A 19,302-nucleotide genomic window follows, 5' to 3' on the forward strand; every position below is an offset into this window, starting at 1 on the left:
AGAGGTCGGTAAAGCGACGCCTATGGCTTTCTTGCACCACCAATGCGTGCCAGATCCCCGATGAAATCGCCAATGCTCGGGCGTCGTTCCGCATTGAAGGGAAAAGGCCGCACCAGATCCATGGCTGAAATGCCGATGCGTGCCGTCATCAAGCCATTGATGACGCCTTCGCCCAGCCGCGCCGATAGTTTCGCGGCAAGGCCGTGTCCCACGAGCTGCTGGATGATGCTGTCGCCCATCGCCACCGTGCCCGTGACAGCCAGATGCGCTATCACATTGCGCGTGAGCTTGAGGAAGCCGAGCGTTCCGGGCCGTCCGCCATAGAGTTCGGAGAGACGGCGGATGAGGCGTGCCGACTCGAACACCACGTAGCCGATATCGACCAGCGCGCGGGGGCTGACCGCCGTCACGATTGAAACGCGCTTCGAGGCGGCGAGGATCATATCGCGCGCCTGCCGGTCAAGCGGGCGCAGCAGTTCGGTCTCGCTGAGCCGGATCAGATCGCGGCCGTCTATGACATCGTCGCGCAGATCATGAAGGAGTGCCCGGCCCTTGGCCGTCGCGGGGAGGGCTTCCGCAATCGAGACAAGTTTGCCGACGGCAGCTTTGGCGGCCCGCACATCATTGTCGGCGGCGGCCTTGGCGGCCTCGTCGCGCAGGTTCTGAACTGAGGCGAGACGGCGCAGTGCGAACGCTTCCCTCAGCACGATGGCCATCAGGGCAAAGGCGGCGACAGCGCTGACGCCGAGCGCGACCCAGCCGAGCCACGGCACGCGCTCGAACAGCGTGCGGATGAGGTTGTCGGCCCAAAGGCCGAGCGCCAGCGATACCAGCACGCCAAGCGTAACAGTCAACAGGGAGGCAAAGGAGAAGCGCCGTTTTTGGGCGATAGCTGGTGGCGGGGTCAGCCCGTCCAGTTCGTCAGCCGTGGCGGTGTCCGGATCGAATACATCGACCGCTGCCGGCGTGATAACTGCGGTATCCTTGATCGCGGCCGGCTTGCGCTGCTGTATCGATGTGGCCTTGCGCGGCGCTTCGGCCGGTTCCTGCGGCTCCAGGCGAAAGGAGGCGGGTCTGCGAGGATGATCCGTCATGCGAGGCGATCTCCGATGAGGAACTGTAGTGCGCGATCGAGCCTAATGTGCGGCAAGGACAGCGTGAAACCTTCCGCTGTCTTTTCCAGCCGGGGCGGGCGAAAACGGACGAAGCGGATCGCGGGGTCTTCAGAAACTGATTCCGCCTGCTCAAAAATTGAATCCGGTTTTGCCGGTAAGTCGCCGGGAAATATCGCAGTTTCCGTTTTGCCGTCGAACTGTTCGCCATTGATCGTTTCGCCCTTGAGGGGTGTTCCGACAATAACCGGCAGAACTTCCTTGCCCTGCGTCACCGTTGCCTCGCGTGTGGTCCGTACGGCGGCCATGGCGAGAACATCAACGCTCGCACCGGAAAAATCTGCCCGGCTTATGGCGCGGTCAACAAGGCGGCGGACAATTGCCTGCAGCCGGTCATGGCTCTCATGATGCAGATGATCGGCTTTCGTCGCCGCAACCAGGATGCGGCCGATGCGCCGCTGCACGAGGCCCGTGAGGAAATTGGTGCTGCCAGGGCGAAAGCAGGAGAGAATTTCGGTCAGCGCCCGTTCCAGATCGGCAATTGCAGCCGGGCCGGCATTCATTGCCTGCATGGCGTCGACAAGGACGATTTGCCGGTCAAGCCGGGCAATGTGCTCGCGGAAAAACGGCTTCACCACGTGGGTCTTGTAGGCCTCGTAGCGCCGTTCCATCATCGCACCAAGTGATCCCGGACGCAGTTTCGCGCCAAGATTTGGCAGTGGGGCGAAGGTAAGCGCTGGCGAACCGTCGAGGTCGCCCGGCATGAGGAAGCGGCCGGGTGGGAGCGTCGAGAGCGCGCGCTCGTCGGCTTTGCCTGCCTTCAGGTATTCGGTAAAACTTTTTGCCAGCCGTTGCGCCGCCATCTCGTCCGCAGCTGAATCCGCGTCGGCACTGTCAGCTACCTTCAGCCAGTCCACCGCAACGTCGCAGTGGCTTGGCTGTTTTGCCAATTCAAAGGAGTCTTTTGAAAACTGTGCGTAGGATTTGCCGAGCAACGGCAAATCGAGCAGCCATTCGCCAGGATAGTCGACAATGTCTACCGACAGCTTGCCGCCGGCAAACATGCGGTTCCACATCGAAGCCGATTCATATTCGATCGTAAGGCGCAGTTCGGATATTGCCCGGGTTGAATCCGGCCAGACGCGGTCATCGATCAGCGCCTTCAGATGATCTTCGTACTGGAAGCGCGGCACCGCATCGTCCGGCTGCTCTTCAAGATAGGCGCGGGCGATGCGGCCGGATTTTTGAGCCTCAAACATCGGAAGCCGTCCGCCGTGGATGAGATTGTGCACGAGCGCGGTTATGAAAACGGTCTTGCCGGCGCGCGAAAGACCCGTGACACCGAGCCGAAGCGAGGGCGAAACCAGCGCGCTGGTTCGATCGGCCAAGGTGTCCAGCGCAATTTTCGCTTCGTCGGTAAGCGTCGTCAGTGTTCCCAATTCAACCGTCCTATGGCCGCAGTCACAATCTGAGCCATATGGGACGAACCCCGTTCAATGGCAAGAAACTGAGCAAGAATTTGGCGTGTCAATGATGCGTGGAGGGAGAGAAGAATGCTTGCAACGTGCCGGTCCCCGGGCGGATCTCTGCGAGCGGCCCGTCAAACTGGATCACGGCGAGACCTGCCGTTGGAAAACCGGACTCAAAATTCGGGTGCGACGGCGGCTTGCCGCGTCCGGCGAGGGCGATGGCCAGTTCCTCCATCATGGGATTGTGGCCCACGAGCATGATAGAACTGGCGTTTTCATGCTCCAGTCCGGCCATGCGGATCGCCATGAGATAGGCGTCGGGCCCGCCCGAAAACAGTTTCTCGGACTGTTCGAGGACGAATGGAGGTTCGAGGTCGAGATATTCGAGGGTTTGCTGCGCTCTTATGGCGGCCGAGCAAACGACGATTTCGGGTTTCAGGCCGGCTCGCCTCAGTTCCTGTCCCAGAATCCTGGCGGCTTCGATCCCATCTGTATCCAGCGTCCGGTCGAAGTCCTTCTGCCCGGGGGAAGGCCATGCCGCTTTCGCATGCCGCAGCAAATAGACCTGGCTCATCCGTTATCTCCAGTGCATTCCGTTCTAGACAAAGCTTGCTCTAGATAAGGTGTCATGCTTCATGAAAAGACACAAATAGTCGATAAATGTCTGCGGAAAATGTGACAGTTATCAAATAATTGTGCAAAACCGGTTTGCGACAATTCTGTGCGGGATGCGTTTTTGCAAGGCAGCGCGCAACGGGTCTTAGTGCGTTGGAGCTATGAAACGGCGGAAATTGGGCCAGTTTCCTCATCTTTCGGATCAGAAAATCGCGAAACTTCGCGGATTTTGCCAATAATTTGAGCAAATTCGTGGCATTTCTTTCTTTGATTTACATGTCTTTTTGTAGTTGTGCGCCCCTTTGACACGACCTATATAGGCCTCCTCGCGTCTCATAGGTGCAGGGTGATTCAAAGATGAATAAACTTATCGATCTTGACTATAAGCCCACGGATGACGAGCCCTTCATGAGTGATCGGCAGAAATCCTATTTTCGTGAAAAGCTCATCAACTGGAAAAACGACATTCTGCGGGAAGCGCGCGAAACGCTTGAAATCCTGCAGCAGGAAAACGCGAACCTGCCGGATATTGCAGATCGTGCATCCTCCGAAACCGACCGGGCCATTGAACTGCGCGCGCGTGACCGCCAGCGCAAGCTGATCTCCAAGATCGATGCCGCATTGCAGCGTATCGACGATGGAACCTACGGATTCTGCGAAGAGACAGGGGATCCGATCAGCCTGAAGCGTCTGGATGCGCGTCCAATCGCAACTCTATCCATCGAAGCTCAGGAACGTCACGAAAGGCGCGAGAAAGTCTACCGCGACGACTGAGCTGGCAACTGCAAATGAGAAAAAGGCCCGGTTTCCCGGGCCTTTTCTTTTTGCAGCAACAGCAGGCGCTCTAGCGTTTTTCTGGCTTGGACAAATCACCCAGCAAACGTTCCATCTCGTCTTCGATGCTGTCGGCCTTTGCAGGCTTTTCATCCTTGCCCGGCGCAATGTGCAGTTCGCTTTCGACATCGGTCTCGAATGCATCCGTAAAATCGAGATCCCCCAAGGTAACTTCCGGCTCCTCCGTCTCAGCAGGGCCTTCGAGCGAGGGTTCCTTGTAGGCTGATGATGTCGGTTCGCTGCGTACGGCAAAGGGGAAGGCGGCCGCAGTCGTCGTTCTGGCCTCTGCCGGTGCCGCCCGCTCTGGTACAGCCGTTTCGGCGGCCGGTTCACTTCGGGCCGCGGTGCCAAAGGAAGGAGACGCCGTACGTTGCCAGTTGTTGCCGTTGTCTCGTGCCGGTGCGTTGACCGCGGGCGGTTCGGCCGCCGGCGCTGTTGCCGGAGCTGGGTCCGGCGTGATTGTTACATAGGGAACGGGTGCCGGAGCATGTTTCGGAGGCTCCGCCAAGCGCAGGTCCCTGGGTGGTGACACCGGCTGCGGCGGCGCCGGGCGAAGCGGTACCTGTGGTGCTGGTGCGGCCTGAACCGGTTGGGCCGGCCGCTGCGTTGGCGGGGCCGGAGGGGCGACGCGCGGAGCTGGCACGGCTGGTGCGGCCGGTTGCGTGCGCGGCGTTTCCGCAGTCCCGCTTGCAGCCCTTGGTTCAGGTTCGGCCGGTGCTGCGTGCGCAGCCGGTTCGGCGCGCGAAGGCTGCTTGGCGAACTGCCGGATGTTCTGCTCGATGACCAGATCGCTGGGGCCGCCGATCAGGATCAGATGTTCGACATCGTCGCGCCTGACCAGCACGAGCCTCCTCCGATTGTCGACCGCGGCCGCGTCGGTAACTGACAGGCGCACCTGCCTGTTGCGCCCGCCGGCAACGAAAGTGCCGCCCGTCACCCGCCGCAGGATCGCGAAGACGATAAGGAGGAGCGCAATCACCAGAATGAAAAGCAGTACAAATCCCACGATAGGGGCAGCGGTGTCGCCAACGATAGTGGCAAGCCAAGCGTTCATGACGAACTCCTTATTTGCGATCTCCGAACCCGAAACTTGGTCCCCGACACGGGCTCCGGAGCATTACTTTGCGTGACACAAGGGTCAGGACCCATTGATCTGGTCGAAATGGTATGAGGCTTTTCGTCCGGATACAAGGAGCAAAAGGCGACGGAAATGTGGTTCATTTTCAAGTCTTTGCGACAATGCAGCCGGTCGAAAAGACCATATCCTCCGGACGCCGGAACCGCTGAAAGCTCCAATGTCGAACCGTTCGTCCGGGGCGAAGACTCCGCCCTTCAAGCTTCTCCTCGCATCTTTTTGCCGTTTCAGGCGCCATTGTCGACCATATCAATGGGTCTGGGCCCTGATGCGAGCGATTGTTAGCCGCATCCCCGATGATGCGATGCTCAACGATCATCCGCAGGCCGAAATTGAACAATTGTCGAACGGAATGGTGGAATACCCTGTGGCACATAAATGATGGGGTTTATACCGCCTCAAAGATATGATCCAAACGATTCGGTAATAGACCTCGGCCCGATCCAGGGATGTGGCCGATGATGAAGAAAAGGGGTTTGAGACGCATGTCTCAAGAAACGAACAGCGATCTTTATCCAGAACCGATCATTGCGAACACCAAGTCGAGCAAGGCGGGCTTGCGTCTGGTCATTCTCGGCGTGTTGCTCGTCGGAGTTTCAATCCTCTATTTCATCTATCGCGATCAGCTTGGACAGCAGTTCCTCCTCGGCCTTCTCGGCACGCTTGCCATGACCGGCGTGTTTTACCTGTTCGGTTCAGCAATCAACGTCATCCAGTTTACGCCGCGCGGCACGAGCGACGAACTCACCCGCGCCTTTGTCGATACATTTCCGGAAGGCACAGTCGTTTGCGACCAGAAGGGCCGTATCGTCTATGCCAACCGGGCTTATGCCGAACTCACCGGCGTCACCAATTCCAATGATGTGCGCGCGATAGAGCATATTCTTTCCAGCGAAGCTGCGGCCTCCGATCCGATCTACAGGCTCGCCAACGCCGTGCGCGATGGGGTTTCCGGCCAGGAGGAATTGCGCCTGTCGCGGCCGCTCGACCCGTCGCGCGAGCCAGTGCCGACCTGGTACAGGGTCAAGGCGCGGCCCGTTGCCGGTATTCCCGACCAGACGGCGCCGGTCTATGCTTGGCAGATCGCCGACATTTCGGCGGAGCGGGCGGAGCAGGAGCGCTATTTCCAGGATATTCAAGAAGCCATCGATCATCTCGACCATGCGCCGGCAGGCTTTTTCTCTGCCGATCCGGATGGCCGCATCATCTATATCAATGCCACCCTCGCCGAATGGCTTGGCGTCGATCTGACCCGGTTCACTCCGGGCTTGATGATGGTTCGCGACATTGTCGCAGGCAATGGCATGGCGCTGATCAATGCGGTCAAGACCGAACCCGGCACGAGCCGCAATACGGTCATCGATCTCGATCTGGCAAAATCCAATGGCCAGAGCCTTGCCGTGCGCTTCTATCACCGCGTTCAGGCCCAGCGCGATGGCAGGCGTGGCCCGACCCGCACCATCGTCCTCAACCGCGCCGAGGGCGAAGACACTTCCGCTGCGTTGCGCGCGGCCGAGGTAAGGTTCACGCGCTTCTTCAATTCGGCGTCCATGGCAATTGCCGCCGTCGACGCCACCGGCAAGATCCTGCGCACCAATGCAAGGTTCCTCGGCCTTTTCGCGCCTGTGGTTGATCGCGATGACATCGATCGGCGCATCCCGCTGGAAACCGTGGTGCATGAACGTGATCGCGAGGCTTTCGACCGGGCGCTGGCAGCAGCCTTCGCCGGCCAGGCGGAGATTTCTCCGGTCGATACGGTAATCCCCGGCAATGAAGAGCGGCATTTGCGCTTCTATATCAGTCCGGTCTTTGACGCTGGTTCGGAAGACGGTGCCGAGGAAGCGGCCATCGTTTCCGTGGTCGAGACCACGGAGCAGAAGGCGCTCGAAGCCACCATGGCCCAAAGCCAGAAAATGCAGGCGGTGGGGCAGCTTGCAGGCGGTATCGCACACGACTTCAACAATGTTCTCACCGCGATCATCATGTCGTCGGACCTGCTTTTGACCAATCATCGCGCGTCGGATCCGTCCTTCGCCGACATCATGAATATCAAGCAGAACGCCAACCGCGCTGCGTCATTGGTCCGTCAGTTGCTGGCATTCTCGCGCCGTCAGACCCTTCGGCCGGAAGTTCTCAATCTGACCGATGTGATTGCAGATGTACGCATGCTGTTGACGCGCCTTGCCGGTACGCAGGTCAATCTCAAGATCGAGCATGGGCGCGATCTGTGGCCGGTACGCGCCGATCTCGGCCAGTTCGAACAGGTCGTGGTCAATCTCACCGTCAATGCACGCGATGCCATGCCCGAAGGCGGAGACCTGATCATTCGTACGCGAAACATGAGCGAAGCCGAGAGCGCCGAGCTGAATTATCGCGATCTCGTGCCGGGCGATTATGTATTGGTCGAGGTGGCGGACACCGGCACCGGCATGACGCCGGATGTGATCGCGAAAATCTTCGAGCCATTCTTCACCACCAAGGAAGTGGGCAAGGGCACTGGCCTCGGTCTGTCGATGGTCTATGGTATTATCAAGCAGACTGGCGGTTCGATCCATGCCGAGTCGGAACTCGGCATGGGTACGACATTCCGCATTTTCCTGCCGCGTCATGTGGAGGAAACGCACCCAGCGATGCTGGACGCCAATGGCGAAGTCCTGGTGACGGAAGTGCCCAGGAAGGAGAAGAAGACGGAAAAAGCCACCGATCTTTCCGGTTCCGCAACCGTGCTCCTGGTCGAGGACGAGGACGCGGTTCGCATGGGCGGCCTGCGCGCGCTACAGTCGCGCGGCTACACGGTGCACGAGGCATCGAGCGGCGTCGAGGCCCTGGAGGTGATGAAGGAGCTTGGCGGCAAGGTCGATATCATCGTCTCCGACGTCGTCATGCCGGAAATGGATGGCCCGACGCTTCTGCGCGAACTGCGCAAGGAGTATGGGGATATCAAGTTCATATTTGTTTCGGGCTATGCGGAAGACGCCTTTGCCCGAAACCTGCCGGAAGATGCCAAATTCGGCTTCCTGCCGAAGCCGTTCTCGCTGAAACAGCTGGCAACGGCGGTCAAGGAAATGCTCGAGAGCGAATAGATTCTGGAGATCGGTGGCGCAGGTATCAATTGCGCCCACCAAGGGAATAAGGCATCGCTCAGCGATAGAAGCTATTCCAGTCCTTCAAACAGCACCGTTGAAAGATAACGTTCGGCGAAGGAGGGGATGACGACCACAAGGTTCTTGCCCTTGTTTTCGGGACGCCTGCCAACCTCTATGGCAGCGGTCAGCGCCGCACCGGAGGAAATACCGACCGGCACGCCTTCGAGCCGCGCCACCAGTCGCGCATTGGCGAAGGAATCCTCGTTGGAAACCTGGATGACCTCATCGTAGATATGCGTATCGAGAACTGCAGGCGCGAAGCCGGCGCCAATGCCCTGGATCTTGTGCGGGCCGGGATTGCCGCCTGACAGCACCGGAGAATCCTTCGGCTCGACCGCGATGATCTGCACGTCCGGTTTGCGTTGCTTCAGGACCTGGCCGACGCCAGTGATGGTACCGCCAGTACCAATGCCGGCGACAAAAATATCGACCTTGCCGTCGGTATCGTTCCAGATTTCCTCGGCCGTGGTCCTGCGGTGGATTTCGGGATTGGCCGGATTGTCGAACTGGCCGGGAATGATCGCATCCGGCGTTGTCTCGACAAGCTCATTGGCCTTGGCGATGGCGCCCTTCATGCCCTTGGCGCCTTCCGTCAGAACGAGTTCCGCGCCGAGCAGCTTCAACATCTTGCGGCGCTCAACCGACATGGTTTCCGGCATTGTGAGGATCAGGCGATAACCCTTTGCTGCAGCAGCAAAAGCCAGCGCGATCCCCGTATTGCCGGAGGTCGGCTCGACGAGCGTGGTCTTGCCCGGTGTCGCCTTGCCCTGGGCTTCAAGCGCTTCGATCAGCGCGACGCCGATACGGTCCTTGACGCTGGAAATGGGATTGAAGAATTCGAGCTTGGCCAGAAGATTGGCGCCGACGCCCTTTTCCTTGGCCAGTTTGTCGAGACGGATAATGGGCGTATCGCCGATCGTGTCCACAATGGAATTGTAAATGCGGCCCCGGCCGGGTTTGCGCGCGTTATCATGGCTCATGAATATTCTCCCAATTCTGGATTGCGTCGTGAATCGATCTTATGGGGCGTACCTGAAAATTCATAGTCGAAGCCGTGCGCAAACCGCCTGCCGGCCGGAAATGCCTACTAATATAAGCTCGTTGTTAGAATAATATTCCGGATTATGAAGCGCGCCCGGCAATGGCCAGTGCTGCGCCCGCCATGAAGGCTGCGGCGGTGCGGTTCAGCCGCTTGAGGGCGCGGGGGGAAGCGAGCAGGCCGCGCGCCTTCGCCGCCAGCGCCAGATAAGGCACGAGCACAACCAGCAAAACCAGAATCGTCAGCGCAGCCAGGATCGAATAATCAGCGAGCGTGATTGTGTGCAGGTCGACCAGAGTTGGCGTCAGTGCGATGTAGAAGAGCATGGTCTTGGGGTTGCCGAGTGTCACGGCAAGGCCAGCCAGCACGGCGGAGAGGGCGCCACCACGGCTTTTCTTCGCCTCGATCTTCTCGGCCGAAATGCCGGAGGTCCAGAGATCCCAGGCGAGGTAGGCAAGATAAGCGACGCCGGCCCATTTGATCACGAGGAAAACCGTACCAAACGTTTGCGCCACCATGGCAAGACCGAGCACGACCGCGGTGAGATAGGTGAGGTCGCCGATGATGAGCCCGAGCGACATGAACAGCGAAGAACGGAATCCCGAGCCAAGCGCCCTCGCGACAAGGGCGGTTACTCCCGGTCCCGGAATGGCGGCGGCAATGGCGAGTGCACCCGAATAGGCGACAAAACCGGCAAGTGTCATGATGAAGCTCTGCTAATGGGGTTGGCGGAGGCGGACGATACTACCGTGCCGCCTTTCTGTCCATGGGCGCAAAACCTGGGATCAGGGCTTGAATCAATCCCCGAGTCCCTATAGTTTAGAACTATTCTAATTTTGGATCGCATCATGCTTAGCCGTTTCTTCGGTCACCGCCGCCATGACCTCGCTTCCCTGTCTGAACAGCAAATCCTGGCACTCGCCATTTCCTCCGAGGAGGACGATGCGCGCATCTATCTCGCCTATGCGGACGGTCTGCGCGAGAACTTCCCGCAGAGTGCCAAGGTATTCGAGGAGATGGCCGAGGAGGAAAACGGTCATCGCCAGTCATTGATCGACCTGCATCAGCAGCGTTTTGGCAACCAGATACCGCTCATTCGCCGCGAGCATGTGACGGGTTACCTTGAGCGCAAGCCGGACTGGCTCGTGCGTCCGCTTGGCATCGACAGGGTGCGGGATATGGCCGAAAAAATGGAAGAGCAGGCCTACCGCTTCTATACGGAAGCGGTGAAACTTGTCCGCGATGCCTCGACACGCAGGCTGCTCGGCGACCTGGCCGCCGCCGAAAAGGTGCATGAATCGCTGGCACATCGTCTCGGTGTCCAGCATACCCCGGAAGACGTGCAGGAGGTCGAGAAACAGACCGAGCGGCGTCAATTCATTCTGACCTGGATCCAGCCTGGTTTAGCGGGACTGATGGATGGTTCGGTATCGACCCTCGCGCCGATCTTTGCAGCCGCCTTTGCCACGCAGGATACATGGCAGACGTTTCTCGTCGGCCTGTCGGCCTCGCTTGGCGCCGGCATTTCCATGGGTTTCACCGAAGCCGCGCATGATGACGGCAAGTTGTCCGGCCGCGGGTCGCCATTGAAGCGCGGCCTCGCCAATGGCCTGATGACCGCAATCGGCGGCCTCGGTCATGCTTTGCCTTACCTGATCCCGGATTTTTGGACGGCAACGACCATCGCGGCTCTTGTGGTCTTCGTTGAACTTTGGGCCATCGCCTATATCCAGCACCGTTTCATGGAAACGCCGTTCTTTCGCGCAGCGATTCAGGTCGTGCTCGGGGGCAGCCTTGTATTGGCGACGGGCATCCTGATCGGCAACGCCTGATATCCGGAGCCGAATCACCCAGATCCACCGGAACAGGGACGAATTTGCGCTCTTTCAAGTTTGAAAAAAACTTTATTGCCCAACTAGTTAAGGCTAATTTTTCATGAATTTATCTCATTTTAACCAACGCCGTTCAGGAGGCGTTCATCTTTATGAGTTAAATTTTAGCTAATTGATCGCTACCGGCGTTTGCCCGGCCAGCCAGAACCAAGAGACCAAAATGATGACCATGATTATCCAGCTGCGCGATACGCTTCGCGTCGTCCGCGAATTCATTGTGCCGAGCTACCGGCCCGAACGCCACTATATGCGTGGTCCGGGACCGGCATGTGCCCAGCGCAATCACGGCCACGGCGTTCAAGCATCATGATAAGTGCGCGCATCAAGCGGGGCCTCATCACGGGCTCGCAAGCCATAGTCACGCACAACGGACGCAATCCGCAGCCGGTAATCGGCAAAGATCCCGGCGCGACCGTCACGCTGGGCCATACGATGTTCCTCGGTCTGGCGCCAAGCCGCTACTGACGCTTCGTCACGCCAGAAAGAGAGCGACAGATAACGGTTCTCGTTGGCAAGGCTGCGAAACCGTTCCACTGAAATGAATCCGTCCATCGTCTCCAGCAGCGGACGCAGATTCGCTGCCCGGTCGAAATAATCCTTGCCCCGCCCCTCGGCAGGCTCCACTTCGAAAATCACCGCAATCATCTGATCAGACCTCCGTTCGTTCCGGTAATGAGGCGCAGAAATGTGCGATCCTCACGCCGGATGAATTTCTTCTCTCTGGAGAACTCATAATTGGCGCGCCCCTGCGGATCGGCCATGAGGCGCGCGCGGTAAGCCTCATAGGCTGCCAGGTTTTCGATGTTGTAGGCAGCATAGGCGAGTGTGGCAGAACCTTCATGCGGCGCATAGTATCCGATGAGGTCTGCGCCGCAGCGCGGTATCGCCTCGTTCCAATTGCGCGCATATTCCTCGAAAGCATCCTTCTGATAGGGGTCGATGTCGTATTGGATGAAACATGTGATGGTCATTATGGTCACTCCTTTGCGTGTGGGTTGACCATTCTTATAAGCAGCAATAGTGCTTGATACTTCGAGCGTTTTCGAAGCATTCGTCACCGCGACGACCTAGATTTGCCGGGCAACACCAACGGAAAATACCATGTCGAACAATGCCAGATTTGCGGAAATAGCAGCGCTCGCCGGTGATCCTGGCCGGGCGAGCATGCTGAACGGGCTGATGGATGGCCGGGCGCTGACGGCATCGGAACTGGCGCAGCTCGCCGGTGTAACCGCGCAAACCGCCAGCAGCCACCTTACACGCATGACAGAGGCTGGCCTGCTTGCCGTGGAGAAGCAGGGCCGGCACCGCTACCACCGGCTGGCGTCCCCGGCCGTGGCACAGATGATCGAGAGCATCATGCGGCTCGCAGCACCGGAGATTACCGCCAAGCCGGTCCGGACCGGTCCGCGTGATGCAGCGCTCAGGGCAGGGCGCACCTGCTACGATCATCTGGCCGGTCATCTGGGTGTTTCGATGACCGATGCCCTCATCGATGCCGGGCATCTCGATCTTGGCCTCGATGCGGGCGAGGTGACGGATAGCGGTCGCGCGCTCTTCGATCGTGCCGGTATCGATATCGAGGCGATCACCGTCAGGCGCGGGCGTATCCTGTGCCGCCCCTGCCTCGACTGGAGCGAACGCCGCCCGCACCTTGCCGGCGCAATCGGCGCGGCGCTGTGCAGCCATTGCTTCGACAATGGCTGGATCAGGCGAATCGAGGGCACCCGCGCCGTCTCCGTAACGCCGAACGGCCAGAGACAATTGCGCGAGACCTTTGGCGTCAATCTCTCCTAGTCGTCCGGCTTAAACATGTCTGGTGATGCCGCCATCGATGCGAATGTTCTGGCCGGTGATATAGCCTGCATCGTCTGACAGCAGGAATGCCGTCGTCTTGGCGATCTCCGCCATGGTGCCAAGCCGCTTCATGGGCACCTTGTCTTCGGTTCCCGGCTTGTGGTCGAGACTGTCGATGTATCCCGGCAGTAGCGCATTCATGCGGATGTTATCGGCGCCATAGCGATCGGAATAAAGCTTGGTATAGGCACCCACGGCAGCGCGGTAGGCGCAGGACACCGGGAATACCAGGCTCGGCTCGAAGGCGGCGAATGTCGTGAGGTTCACCCAGGCGCCCTTGCCCTGCTTCAGCATATAGGGCGTCACCAGCCGCGCCATGCGTACGACGCTCAGGACCATCAGGTCATTGCCCTCGATCCAATTTTCGTCGGTAATGTCGAGGAGATCGCCCTTCGGCGGATGGCCGGTGAAGTTCACCACGGCATCGACGCGGCCATAGGCCTCGACCGTCCTGGCGACCAAAGCCTCAAGATCCTTGGCTTCGCCTGCCGAACCCTTGATGCCGGCGCCGCCCAGCTCGGCGGCCAGTTCCACCGCACTGCCGGAAGGCGACATCAGGCCAAGGCGATAGCCACGTTCGTGCAGTTCGCGGGCAATAGCAGCGCCCATGCCGCGTCCTCCGCCGGTGATGATTGCGACGGGAGCCTGTGAGGTGTCAGTCATGATCTGGCCTTTCAATGTTTGGAATGGTGCCGAGCATGTTTGATCGCTGCGGCTCACGCAAACGAATTCACCTTGCGGCGATGCTCAAATATTTTGAACTGCGTTGAGAAAATGCGTCAAAAGTCGAATTGAATTTGTTGAGATAATTGTGAGAAGTCTTCAAACGGCAATCACGAAAATACATGACGATGGCGATAGCTTTTGATAGTCGTGGATATGCAAAGCGCTTGCGTGAAAATGGTGTGTACCAAGGCCACGCAGAAGCCCATGCCGAAGCTGCGGGGGATTTCATCATGTCCGAACTCGTTACCAGGTCCGATCTGGCAGCTGCTCTGACAGCTCAAACGCTGGCGCTGACGTTGCGTCTCGGTGTGATGATGGCTGTCGGATTCGGTGTTCTGGCAACACTCATGAAGATTCTTTAGCGCTGCGTTGAAAGCTTATTGAAAGCCTGGCGCGAATAAGGAATGATCAACGCCATGACCATTCGCTCGATCACCATGATGGCTTGCTCTGTCCTCCCCTTCAGGGGTGGTGGAAAGCTGTTGCGCTGAAATTGACGCGAAGTTTCACCAGACCCTGCCACTGAGGCGCGCGGGGTCCGGTCCTGCTCTCCTCATAGACAATGGAGAGCCAAATGCCTGATCCTTCCATTTCCCCATCCAATGCCGGCGGATTATCCATCCGGTCCACCCGCGTCACGGATTTCGAACAGATAACCACTCTCTCGAACCTGCCGCTCTATCGTGCCGGTACCCTGCGCTTGCCCTATCAAAGTCTGGAACACACGCGAAAATGGCTCGAGAGCCATGGCAGCGGCACGCTGAGCATCGTTGCCGAGATCGACGGACAGATTGTTGGCGTCGCCGGCTTGCAACGGCTTGAAGGACGGCGCCTGCACGCGGCGGATCTCGGCATCGGCGTGCATGACCAGTTTACCGGCCAGGGCATCGGCAAGGCTTTGCTTGGCGCCTTGATCGACGCAGCGGACAACTGGCTGAACATCAGGCGTATCGAGCTGACGGTCTTCGCGGACAATGCCCCGGCCATCCGTCTCTATGAAAAATTCGGATTCGAGACGGAAGGACTGCTGAAGGCCTACGCCTTCCGGGAAGGGCGTTTTGCCGATGCCTTTGCGATGGCGCGGGTGAGGGGGATTTGATTTGGCGGGTCGCCCGAAGTTACCGGAATTCTGCGGTTCCCGATTTCCTGGATGACGACCATCAGCAATATTAATGCGGAGCCCAGTGCCATGATGGCCGCAATTCCCTATTCTGCCGGAGGGGACGAATTTCATTCACACTGCGCCTCCTTTTTCCTCTCCCTTCTTTTGCCCGAATCGATTGTATATTCCGGGCCACATCCAACCGGGGACCTGATTCCATGATGAAGAAACTTGCCATCTGCTGCCTTGCAGCGACCTTTCTTGCGGGCTGCACGACGACGGATCCCTATACGGGTCAGCAGAAGGTGTCGAACACCGCGGGCGGCGTGGCGCTGGGCGCGATTGCGGGTGCCGGACTCGGCATGCTGGCGGGCGGCAATGACCGCCGCAATGCGCTGATCGGCGCCGGCATCGGTGCGCTCGGCGGCGGCGCTATCGGCAACTACATGGATCGTCAGGAATCGGAGCTGCGCGCGCAGCTGCAGGGGTCCGGCGTTTCGGTTACGCGCAATGGCGACCGGATCATCCTCAACATGCCGTCCAACATCACGTTCAACACCGATCAGGACCAGGTGAAGCCGCAATTCTTCGAGACGCTGAATTCCGTTGCCATCGTCCTGCGCAAGTTTGACCAGACCACGGTCGATGTCGCCGGCCATACGGACTCCACCGGCAGCCTGCAGCACAACCAGCTCCTGTCGGAGCGGCGCGCACTGTCGGTTTCCAACTACCTGACGCAGCAGGGCATCGACAACCGCCGCTTTGCCGTTCAGGGCTATGGCCCGACGGAGCCTGTCGCGACCAATGCCACCGAGGCCGGCCGCGCCCAGAACCGCCGCGTCGAGCTCTCGATCGCGCCGCTCACCTGAGCGCGGACAGCGCCACGGCAATCTTGGCTGCAAGGCGCGCATTGTTCTCGACGAGGGCAATGTTCGCCTTGAGGCTGGTTCCCTTGGTGATGTCGAGCATTTCCGCAAGCAGATAGGGCGTCACCGCCTTGCCGGTGACGCCGTTTTTCGTGGCGCGGGTAATCGCCTCGCTAATATACCCGCTCATGATCCCCGCCGGGATTTCGCTTGTCTCAGGTATCGGGTTGGCGATCAGCATGCCGCCGACGACGCCGATGGCATCGCGCGCCGCCTGGAATTTGGCGATGGCTTCAGCCGTATCGAGACGCAGCGGCGCCTTGAGCGGTGCCCCGTTGAAAATAGCTTCCCGCGACCAGAACGCCGGCAAGACGTCCGAGCCATGGACCACGACCGGAACGCCCTTGGTTTCAAGCACTTCCAGCGTTTTCTCAATATCCAGAATCGCCTTGGCTCCGGCCGAGACAACGATGACCGGCGTGCGGCCAAGCTCTTCCAGATCGGCGGAAATGTCGAAGCTCTGCTCCGCTCCCTTGTGCACACCGCCAATGCCGCCGGTGGCAAAGACCTTGATGCCGGCAAGGTGCGCCGCCAGCATTGTCGCCGCGACTGTCGTGCCGCCGGTGCGGCCTTCCGCTAGCGCAAAGGCGAGATCGGCGCGGGAGAGTTTCATGGCGCCCTTGACCTGGGCCAGCGCCTCGCGCTCCTCGGCCGACAGGCCGATCTTCAGGCGGCCATCGACAATAGCGATGGTTGCCGGGACCGCGCCTTCCGCGATGATGATTGCCTCGACATCCGCCGCCATGCGGCTGTTGTCCGGGTAGGGCATGCCGTGGGTGATGATCGTGCTTTCCAGCGCAACCACCGGCCTGCCAGCGTCCAGCGCTTCTTGCACTTCGGGGGCGATATCGGTGAAGGGGTTGAGAGCTCTGGTCGTCATGGCCGTTTCCTTTTTCTTTCAGCTGAGAGGGAGACTACAGCCGGGATGCACGCAAGTGCACTTTCGAATTGGTGTGATGAAAAACGCGGGCTCGCCGAGTGCGTTTGCAATGTCAGCATGGAAGCGGCCATGCCTTCGCGCACGGCTTCAGGAAATGCGGTACCGCGCATCAGCGCGGCAATCGTCCCGCCCGCCAGCGCATCTCCAGCACCGGTAACGTCGGCAATACCGTTCACCGCAGGCGGCACGATCGAAAACGCATCGCCGCCGGAAAAAGCGAGGGCGGCATCGCCGCCGTTGCTGACGATCGCGCCGCACAGGCCCTTTGCGCGCAACGCCGCATATATGTCGCTCAACGCCGCATCGGACCCGAGCCCCGTCAATGCCCGCGCCTCGCGCCGGTTCATGAACAGGCAGGTGAGACTGCCGAAGACCGGCGCCAGACGCGAAACCTTGGCCGGTGAAATTGCCAGCGCAAACAGCGGCCGGTCGCCGGCCAGACCGGCCAGCCGCTGCAGCGCATCCGGCGGCAGGTTGGCATCGCAGAAGACAGCATCGGCCAGGGCGATCGAGTCCCGTACCTTGCGCCGCAGCAGCTGCCTTGGCAGCGCCAGCTCGTAAAGCTCCATATCGGCAATGCCGGCGACCACATCGCCGTGCTCGTCGAGGATGGCGGTATAGCTCGGCGTTGCCCGGTCCATATACACGGCGGAGCCATCCTTGATCCCTGCGGTCTGGATCGCCGCGCCGATCATGTCGCCGATCCTGTCGCCGCCGCGCACCGAGAGGATTTCGGCTGAGACACCGCGCTGCACCGCGAGCCGGAGTGCGTTGAACACGCCGCCGCCGGGCTCCTCGCGCATAATGCCAGGATTGGATGCGCCCGGCACGAATGGCACGCTGCTTTGGCCGCGCCGATCGAGATGGGCGCCGCCGACAGCGAAGAGCAGCGGTTTTATCGTTGATGTCATGGTTGATCGCTTATCCGGGGTAAAACTTCAAGTTGCGAGGCTTTGGTTTCGCTCTTGTCCTAGAACGGCGGATGGCCGGACGCAATCATTCAGGCGATTCGAATTCGCCGCAGGAACTTTACCCCGCAGCCCGCCGGTCCGGCTGCAGATCATGCGTGCGGCATATGATCCTGACAAAAAGAACATTTTGCGAACATTTTTAAGTTATTGTTTATTTACAATGAGTTAAGCCTGTTGCCAAATAAGAACAAAACAGATACAAATAAGTTCAGATTCAGGAACATCCGTACTTCATGGATAACACAGGGGTAGTGTAACATGGCTCAAAATTCTTTGCGGTTGGTTGAGGGTAATTCGGTGGATAAAACGAAAGCACTGGACGCGGCATTGTCCCAGATCGAAAGGGCCTTTGGTAAGGGCTCGATCATGCGGCTTGGCCGTAATGAGCAGGTGGTGGAGATCGAAACGGTCCCGACCGGCTCGCTGTCACTGGATATTGCCCTTGGCGTCGGCGGATTGCCGAAAGGCCGCATTGTCGAGATTTACGGACCGGAAAGCTCGGGCAAGACGACGCTCGCCCTGCACACCATTGCCGAGGCGCAGAAGAAGGGCGGCATTTGCGCCTTCGTCGATGCCGAACATGCGCTCGATCCTGTCTATGCCCGCAAGCTGGGCGTCGATCTGGAAAACCTGCTGATTTCGCAGCCGGATACCGGCGAGCAGGCGCTCGAGATCACCGATACGCTGGTGCGTTCCGGTGCGATCGACGTTCTGGTCGTCGATTCGGTTGCCGCCCTGACGCCACGTGCGGAAATCGAAGGCGAGATGGGCGACAGCCTGCCGGGCCTGCAGGCGCGTCTGATGAGCCAGGCGCTGCGCAAGCTGACCGCCTCGATTTCCCGCTCCAACTGCATGGTCATCTTCATCAACCAGATCCGCATGAAGATCGGCGTGATGTTCGGCTCGCCCGAAACCACGACAGGCGGCAATGCGCTGAAGTTCTATGCTTCGGTCCGTCTCGATATCCGCCGCATCGGCTCGCTGAAAGAGCGTGACGAGGTTGTCGGCAACCAGACCCGCGTCAAGGTCGTTAAGAACAAGCTGGCGCCGCCCTTCAAGCAGGTCGAATTCGACATCATGTATGGCGAAGGCGTTTCCAAGACCGGCGAGCTGGTGGATCTCGGCGTCAAGGCCGGTATCGTGGAAAAATCCGGTTCCTGGTTCTCCTATAATTCGCAGCGTCTTGGCCAGGGCCGCGACAATGCGAAACTGTTCCTCAAGGAAAACCCGGAAATCGCCAACGAGATCGAAGTGGTGCTGCGCCAGAATGCCGGACTCATTTCCGAGCAGATGCTCGACAAAGGGCCCGACGACACTGAGGATGATGGTCCCGAGGCCGCCGAAGGCTGATCTCTCAAGACAGGCGGTTTCCCGTCTCTGATTTTAAAACCCGCAGCCAGGCTCTGGCTGCGGGTTTTTTTGTTCGCAAAGCGGTTCACTCCTTGCAACGTCAAGCAGTAACCGCGCCGCGTAATGCCAGGCACCGGCATCCGCCTGGTGCGCTTGTCGAACCACGGCATCAGGGATTTTCTGGACAG

At 59.4% G+C, this 19,302-nt stretch carries 20 protein-coding genes; 9 read left to right on the forward strand and 11 right to left on the reverse strand.

Annotated elements, in window-relative coordinates:
* Positions 1 to 20: 20 nt before the first annotated feature.
* The 3 genes from CU103_RS05675 to CU103_RS05685 all read right to left on the reverse strand — a co-directional run bounded on the left by CU103_RS05675 (position 21) and on the right by CU103_RS05685 (position 3,155).
* Positions 21 to 1,094 (reverse strand): YcjF family protein, encoded by a 1,074-nt coding sequence (locus CU103_RS05675; protein WP_106662956.1) that lies wholly within the window; start codon positions 1,092 to 1,094, stop codon positions 21 to 23.
* A complete protein-coding gene (locus CU103_RS05680) occupies positions 1,091 to 2,551 on the reverse strand; it encodes a YcjX family GTP-binding protein (RefSeq protein WP_106662957.1) in 1,461 nt (486 codons plus the stop codon). The genes CU103_RS05675 and CU103_RS05680 overlap by 4 nt, the downstream gene beginning before the upstream one ends.
* Positions 2,552 to 2,639: 88 nt before the next feature.
* Positions 2,640 to 3,155 (reverse strand): SixA phosphatase family protein, encoded by a 516-nt coding sequence (locus tag CU103_RS05685; protein WP_106662958.1) that lies wholly within the window; start codon positions 3,153 to 3,155, stop codon positions 2,640 to 2,642.
* A gap of 398 nt (positions 3,156 to 3,553) precedes the next feature.
* Between CU103_RS05685 and dksA the strand changes: the two genes are divergently transcribed.
* Positions 3,554 to 3,970 (forward strand): RNA polymerase-binding protein DksA, encoded by a 417-nt coding sequence (gene dksA, locus CU103_RS05690; protein ID WP_091877580.1) that lies wholly within the window; start codon positions 3,554 to 3,556, stop codon positions 3,968 to 3,970.
* A gap of 70 nt (positions 3,971 to 4,040) precedes the next feature.
* Here dksA and CU103_RS05695 read toward each other — a convergent pair whose 3' ends face one another.
* Entirely contained in the window at positions 4,041 to 5,084 is a 1,044-nt protein-coding gene (locus CU103_RS05695) for a CvpA family protein (RefSeq protein ID WP_106662959.1), read from the reverse strand.
* Between the two features lie 566 nt (positions 5,085 to 5,650).
* Here CU103_RS05695 and cckA point away from each other — a divergent pair.
* The gene (cckA, locus tag CU103_RS05705) at positions 5,651 to 8,248 is read left to right on the forward strand and encodes a cell cycle histidine kinase CckA (RefSeq protein ID WP_106662961.1); all 2,598 of its coding nucleotides are present in this window, start codon (positions 5,651 to 5,653) and stop codon (positions 8,246 to 8,248) included.
* Positions 8,249 to 8,319: 71 nt separating this feature from the next.
* Here the strand turns inward: cckA and cysK are convergent, their stop codons facing one another.
* Both cysK and CU103_RS05715 read right to left on the reverse strand, forming a co-directional pair.
* Positions 8,320 to 9,291, reverse strand: coding sequence for a cysteine synthase A (gene cysK, locus CU103_RS05710; RefSeq protein WP_106662962.1), 972 nt, complete (start codon positions 9,289 to 9,291; stop codon positions 8,320 to 8,322).
* A gap of 142 nt (positions 9,292 to 9,433) precedes the next feature.
* Positions 9,434 to 10,054: a LysE family translocator gene (locus tag CU103_RS05715; protein ID WP_106662963.1), complete on the reverse strand. Its 621-nt coding sequence runs from the start codon at positions 10,052 to 10,054 to the stop codon at positions 9,434 to 9,436.
* Between the two features lie 144 nt (positions 10,055 to 10,198).
* On the opposite strand from CU103_RS05715, the gene mbfA reads away from it, so the two are divergent.
* Together mbfA and CU103_RS31300 are read left to right on the forward strand one after the other, a co-directional pair.
* On the forward strand, positions 10,199 to 11,182 hold the full coding sequence (mbfA, locus tag CU103_RS05720) for an iron exporter MbfA (RefSeq protein ID WP_106662964.1): 984 nt from the start codon (positions 10,199 to 10,201) through the stop codon (positions 11,180 to 11,182).
* 220 nt (positions 11,183 to 11,402) lie between these two features.
* Positions 11,403 to 11,552: a hypothetical protein gene (locus CU103_RS31300; protein ID WP_162707041.1), complete on the forward strand. Its 150-nt coding sequence runs from the start codon at positions 11,403 to 11,405 to the stop codon at positions 11,550 to 11,552.
* Here CU103_RS31300 and CU103_RS05730 read toward each other — a convergent pair.
* The gene (locus CU103_RS05730; protein ID WP_106662966.1) at positions 11,540 to 11,887 is read right to left on the reverse strand and encodes an antibiotic biosynthesis monooxygenase family protein; all 348 of its coding nucleotides are present in this window, start codon (positions 11,885 to 11,887) and stop codon (positions 11,540 to 11,542) included. The two genes, CU103_RS31300 and CU103_RS05730, sit on opposite strands and share 13 nt — an antisense overlap.
* Complete coding sequence (locus CU103_RS05735) at positions 11,884 to 12,213, reverse strand: NIPSNAP family protein (RefSeq protein ID WP_106662967.1); 330 nt, start codon at positions 12,211 to 12,213, stop codon at positions 11,884 to 11,886. The genes CU103_RS05730 and CU103_RS05735 overlap by 4 nt, the downstream gene beginning before the upstream one ends.
* Positions 12,214 to 12,343: 130 nt before the next feature.
* Here CU103_RS05735 and CU103_RS05740 point away from each other — a divergent pair, with 130 nt between their 5' ends.
* Positions 12,344 to 13,039 carry an ArsR/SmtB family transcription factor gene (locus CU103_RS05740; protein ID WP_106662968.1) on the forward strand — a complete coding sequence of 232 codons (696 nt, stop codon included), beginning with the start codon at positions 12,344 to 12,346 and terminating at the stop codon, positions 13,037 to 13,039.
* A 9-nt stretch (positions 13,040 to 13,048) separates the two neighbouring features.
* On the opposite strand, the gene CU103_RS05745 is transcribed toward CU103_RS05740, so the two are convergent.
* Positions 13,049 to 13,762 carry an SDR family oxidoreductase gene (locus CU103_RS05745; protein ID WP_106662969.1) on the reverse strand — a complete coding sequence of 238 codons (714 nt, stop codon included), beginning with the start codon at positions 13,760 to 13,762 and terminating at the stop codon, positions 13,049 to 13,051.
* A 293-nt stretch (positions 13,763 to 14,055) separates the two neighbouring features.
* Between CU103_RS05745 and CU103_RS32460 the strand changes: the two genes are divergently transcribed.
* The 3 genes from CU103_RS32460 to CU103_RS05760 all read left to right on the forward strand — a co-directional run bounded on the left by CU103_RS32460 (position 14,056) and on the right by CU103_RS05760 (position 15,796).
* Complete coding sequence (locus CU103_RS32460; protein ID WP_280954581.1) at positions 14,056 to 14,187, forward strand: hypothetical protein; 132 nt, start codon at positions 14,056 to 14,058, stop codon at positions 14,185 to 14,187.
* 212 nt (positions 14,188 to 14,399) lie between these two features.
* Positions 14,400 to 14,924: a GNAT family N-acetyltransferase gene (locus CU103_RS05755; RefSeq protein WP_210203713.1), complete on the forward strand. Its 525-nt coding sequence runs from the start codon at positions 14,400 to 14,402 to the stop codon at positions 14,922 to 14,924.
* A gap of 221 nt (positions 14,925 to 15,145) precedes the next feature.
* Entirely contained in the window at positions 15,146 to 15,796 is a 651-nt protein-coding gene (locus CU103_RS05760; protein WP_106662971.1) for a YiaD family glycine zipper/OmpA-like lipoprotein, read from the forward strand.
* Here CU103_RS05760 and CU103_RS05765 read toward each other — a convergent pair.
* Both CU103_RS05765 and CU103_RS05770 read right to left on the reverse strand, forming a co-directional pair.
* Positions 15,789 to 16,733 (reverse strand): pseudouridine-5'-phosphate glycosidase, encoded by a 945-nt coding sequence (locus tag CU103_RS05765; protein ID WP_106662972.1) that lies wholly within the window; start codon positions 16,731 to 16,733, stop codon positions 15,789 to 15,791. The two genes, CU103_RS05760 and CU103_RS05765, sit on opposite strands and share 8 nt — an antisense overlap.
* Positions 16,730 to 17,704 (reverse strand): carbohydrate kinase family protein, encoded by a 975-nt coding sequence (locus tag CU103_RS05770; protein WP_106662973.1) that lies wholly within the window; start codon positions 17,702 to 17,704, stop codon positions 16,730 to 16,732. The genes CU103_RS05765 and CU103_RS05770 overlap by 4 nt, the downstream gene beginning before the upstream one ends.
* A gap of 318 nt (positions 17,705 to 18,022) precedes the next feature.
* Between CU103_RS05770 and recA the strand changes: the two genes are divergently transcribed.
* Positions 18,023 to 19,114 (forward strand): recombinase RecA, encoded by a 1,092-nt coding sequence (gene recA / locus CU103_RS05775; RefSeq protein ID WP_106662974.1) that lies wholly within the window; start codon positions 18,023 to 18,025, stop codon positions 19,112 to 19,114.
* The last annotated feature ends 188 nt before the right edge of the window (positions 19,115 to 19,302 follow it).

It is taken from the genome of Phyllobacterium sophorae (assembly GCF_003010965.1).
Classification (GTDB): domain Bacteria; phylum Pseudomonadota; class Alphaproteobacteria; order Rhizobiales; family Rhizobiaceae; genus Phyllobacterium; species Phyllobacterium sophorae.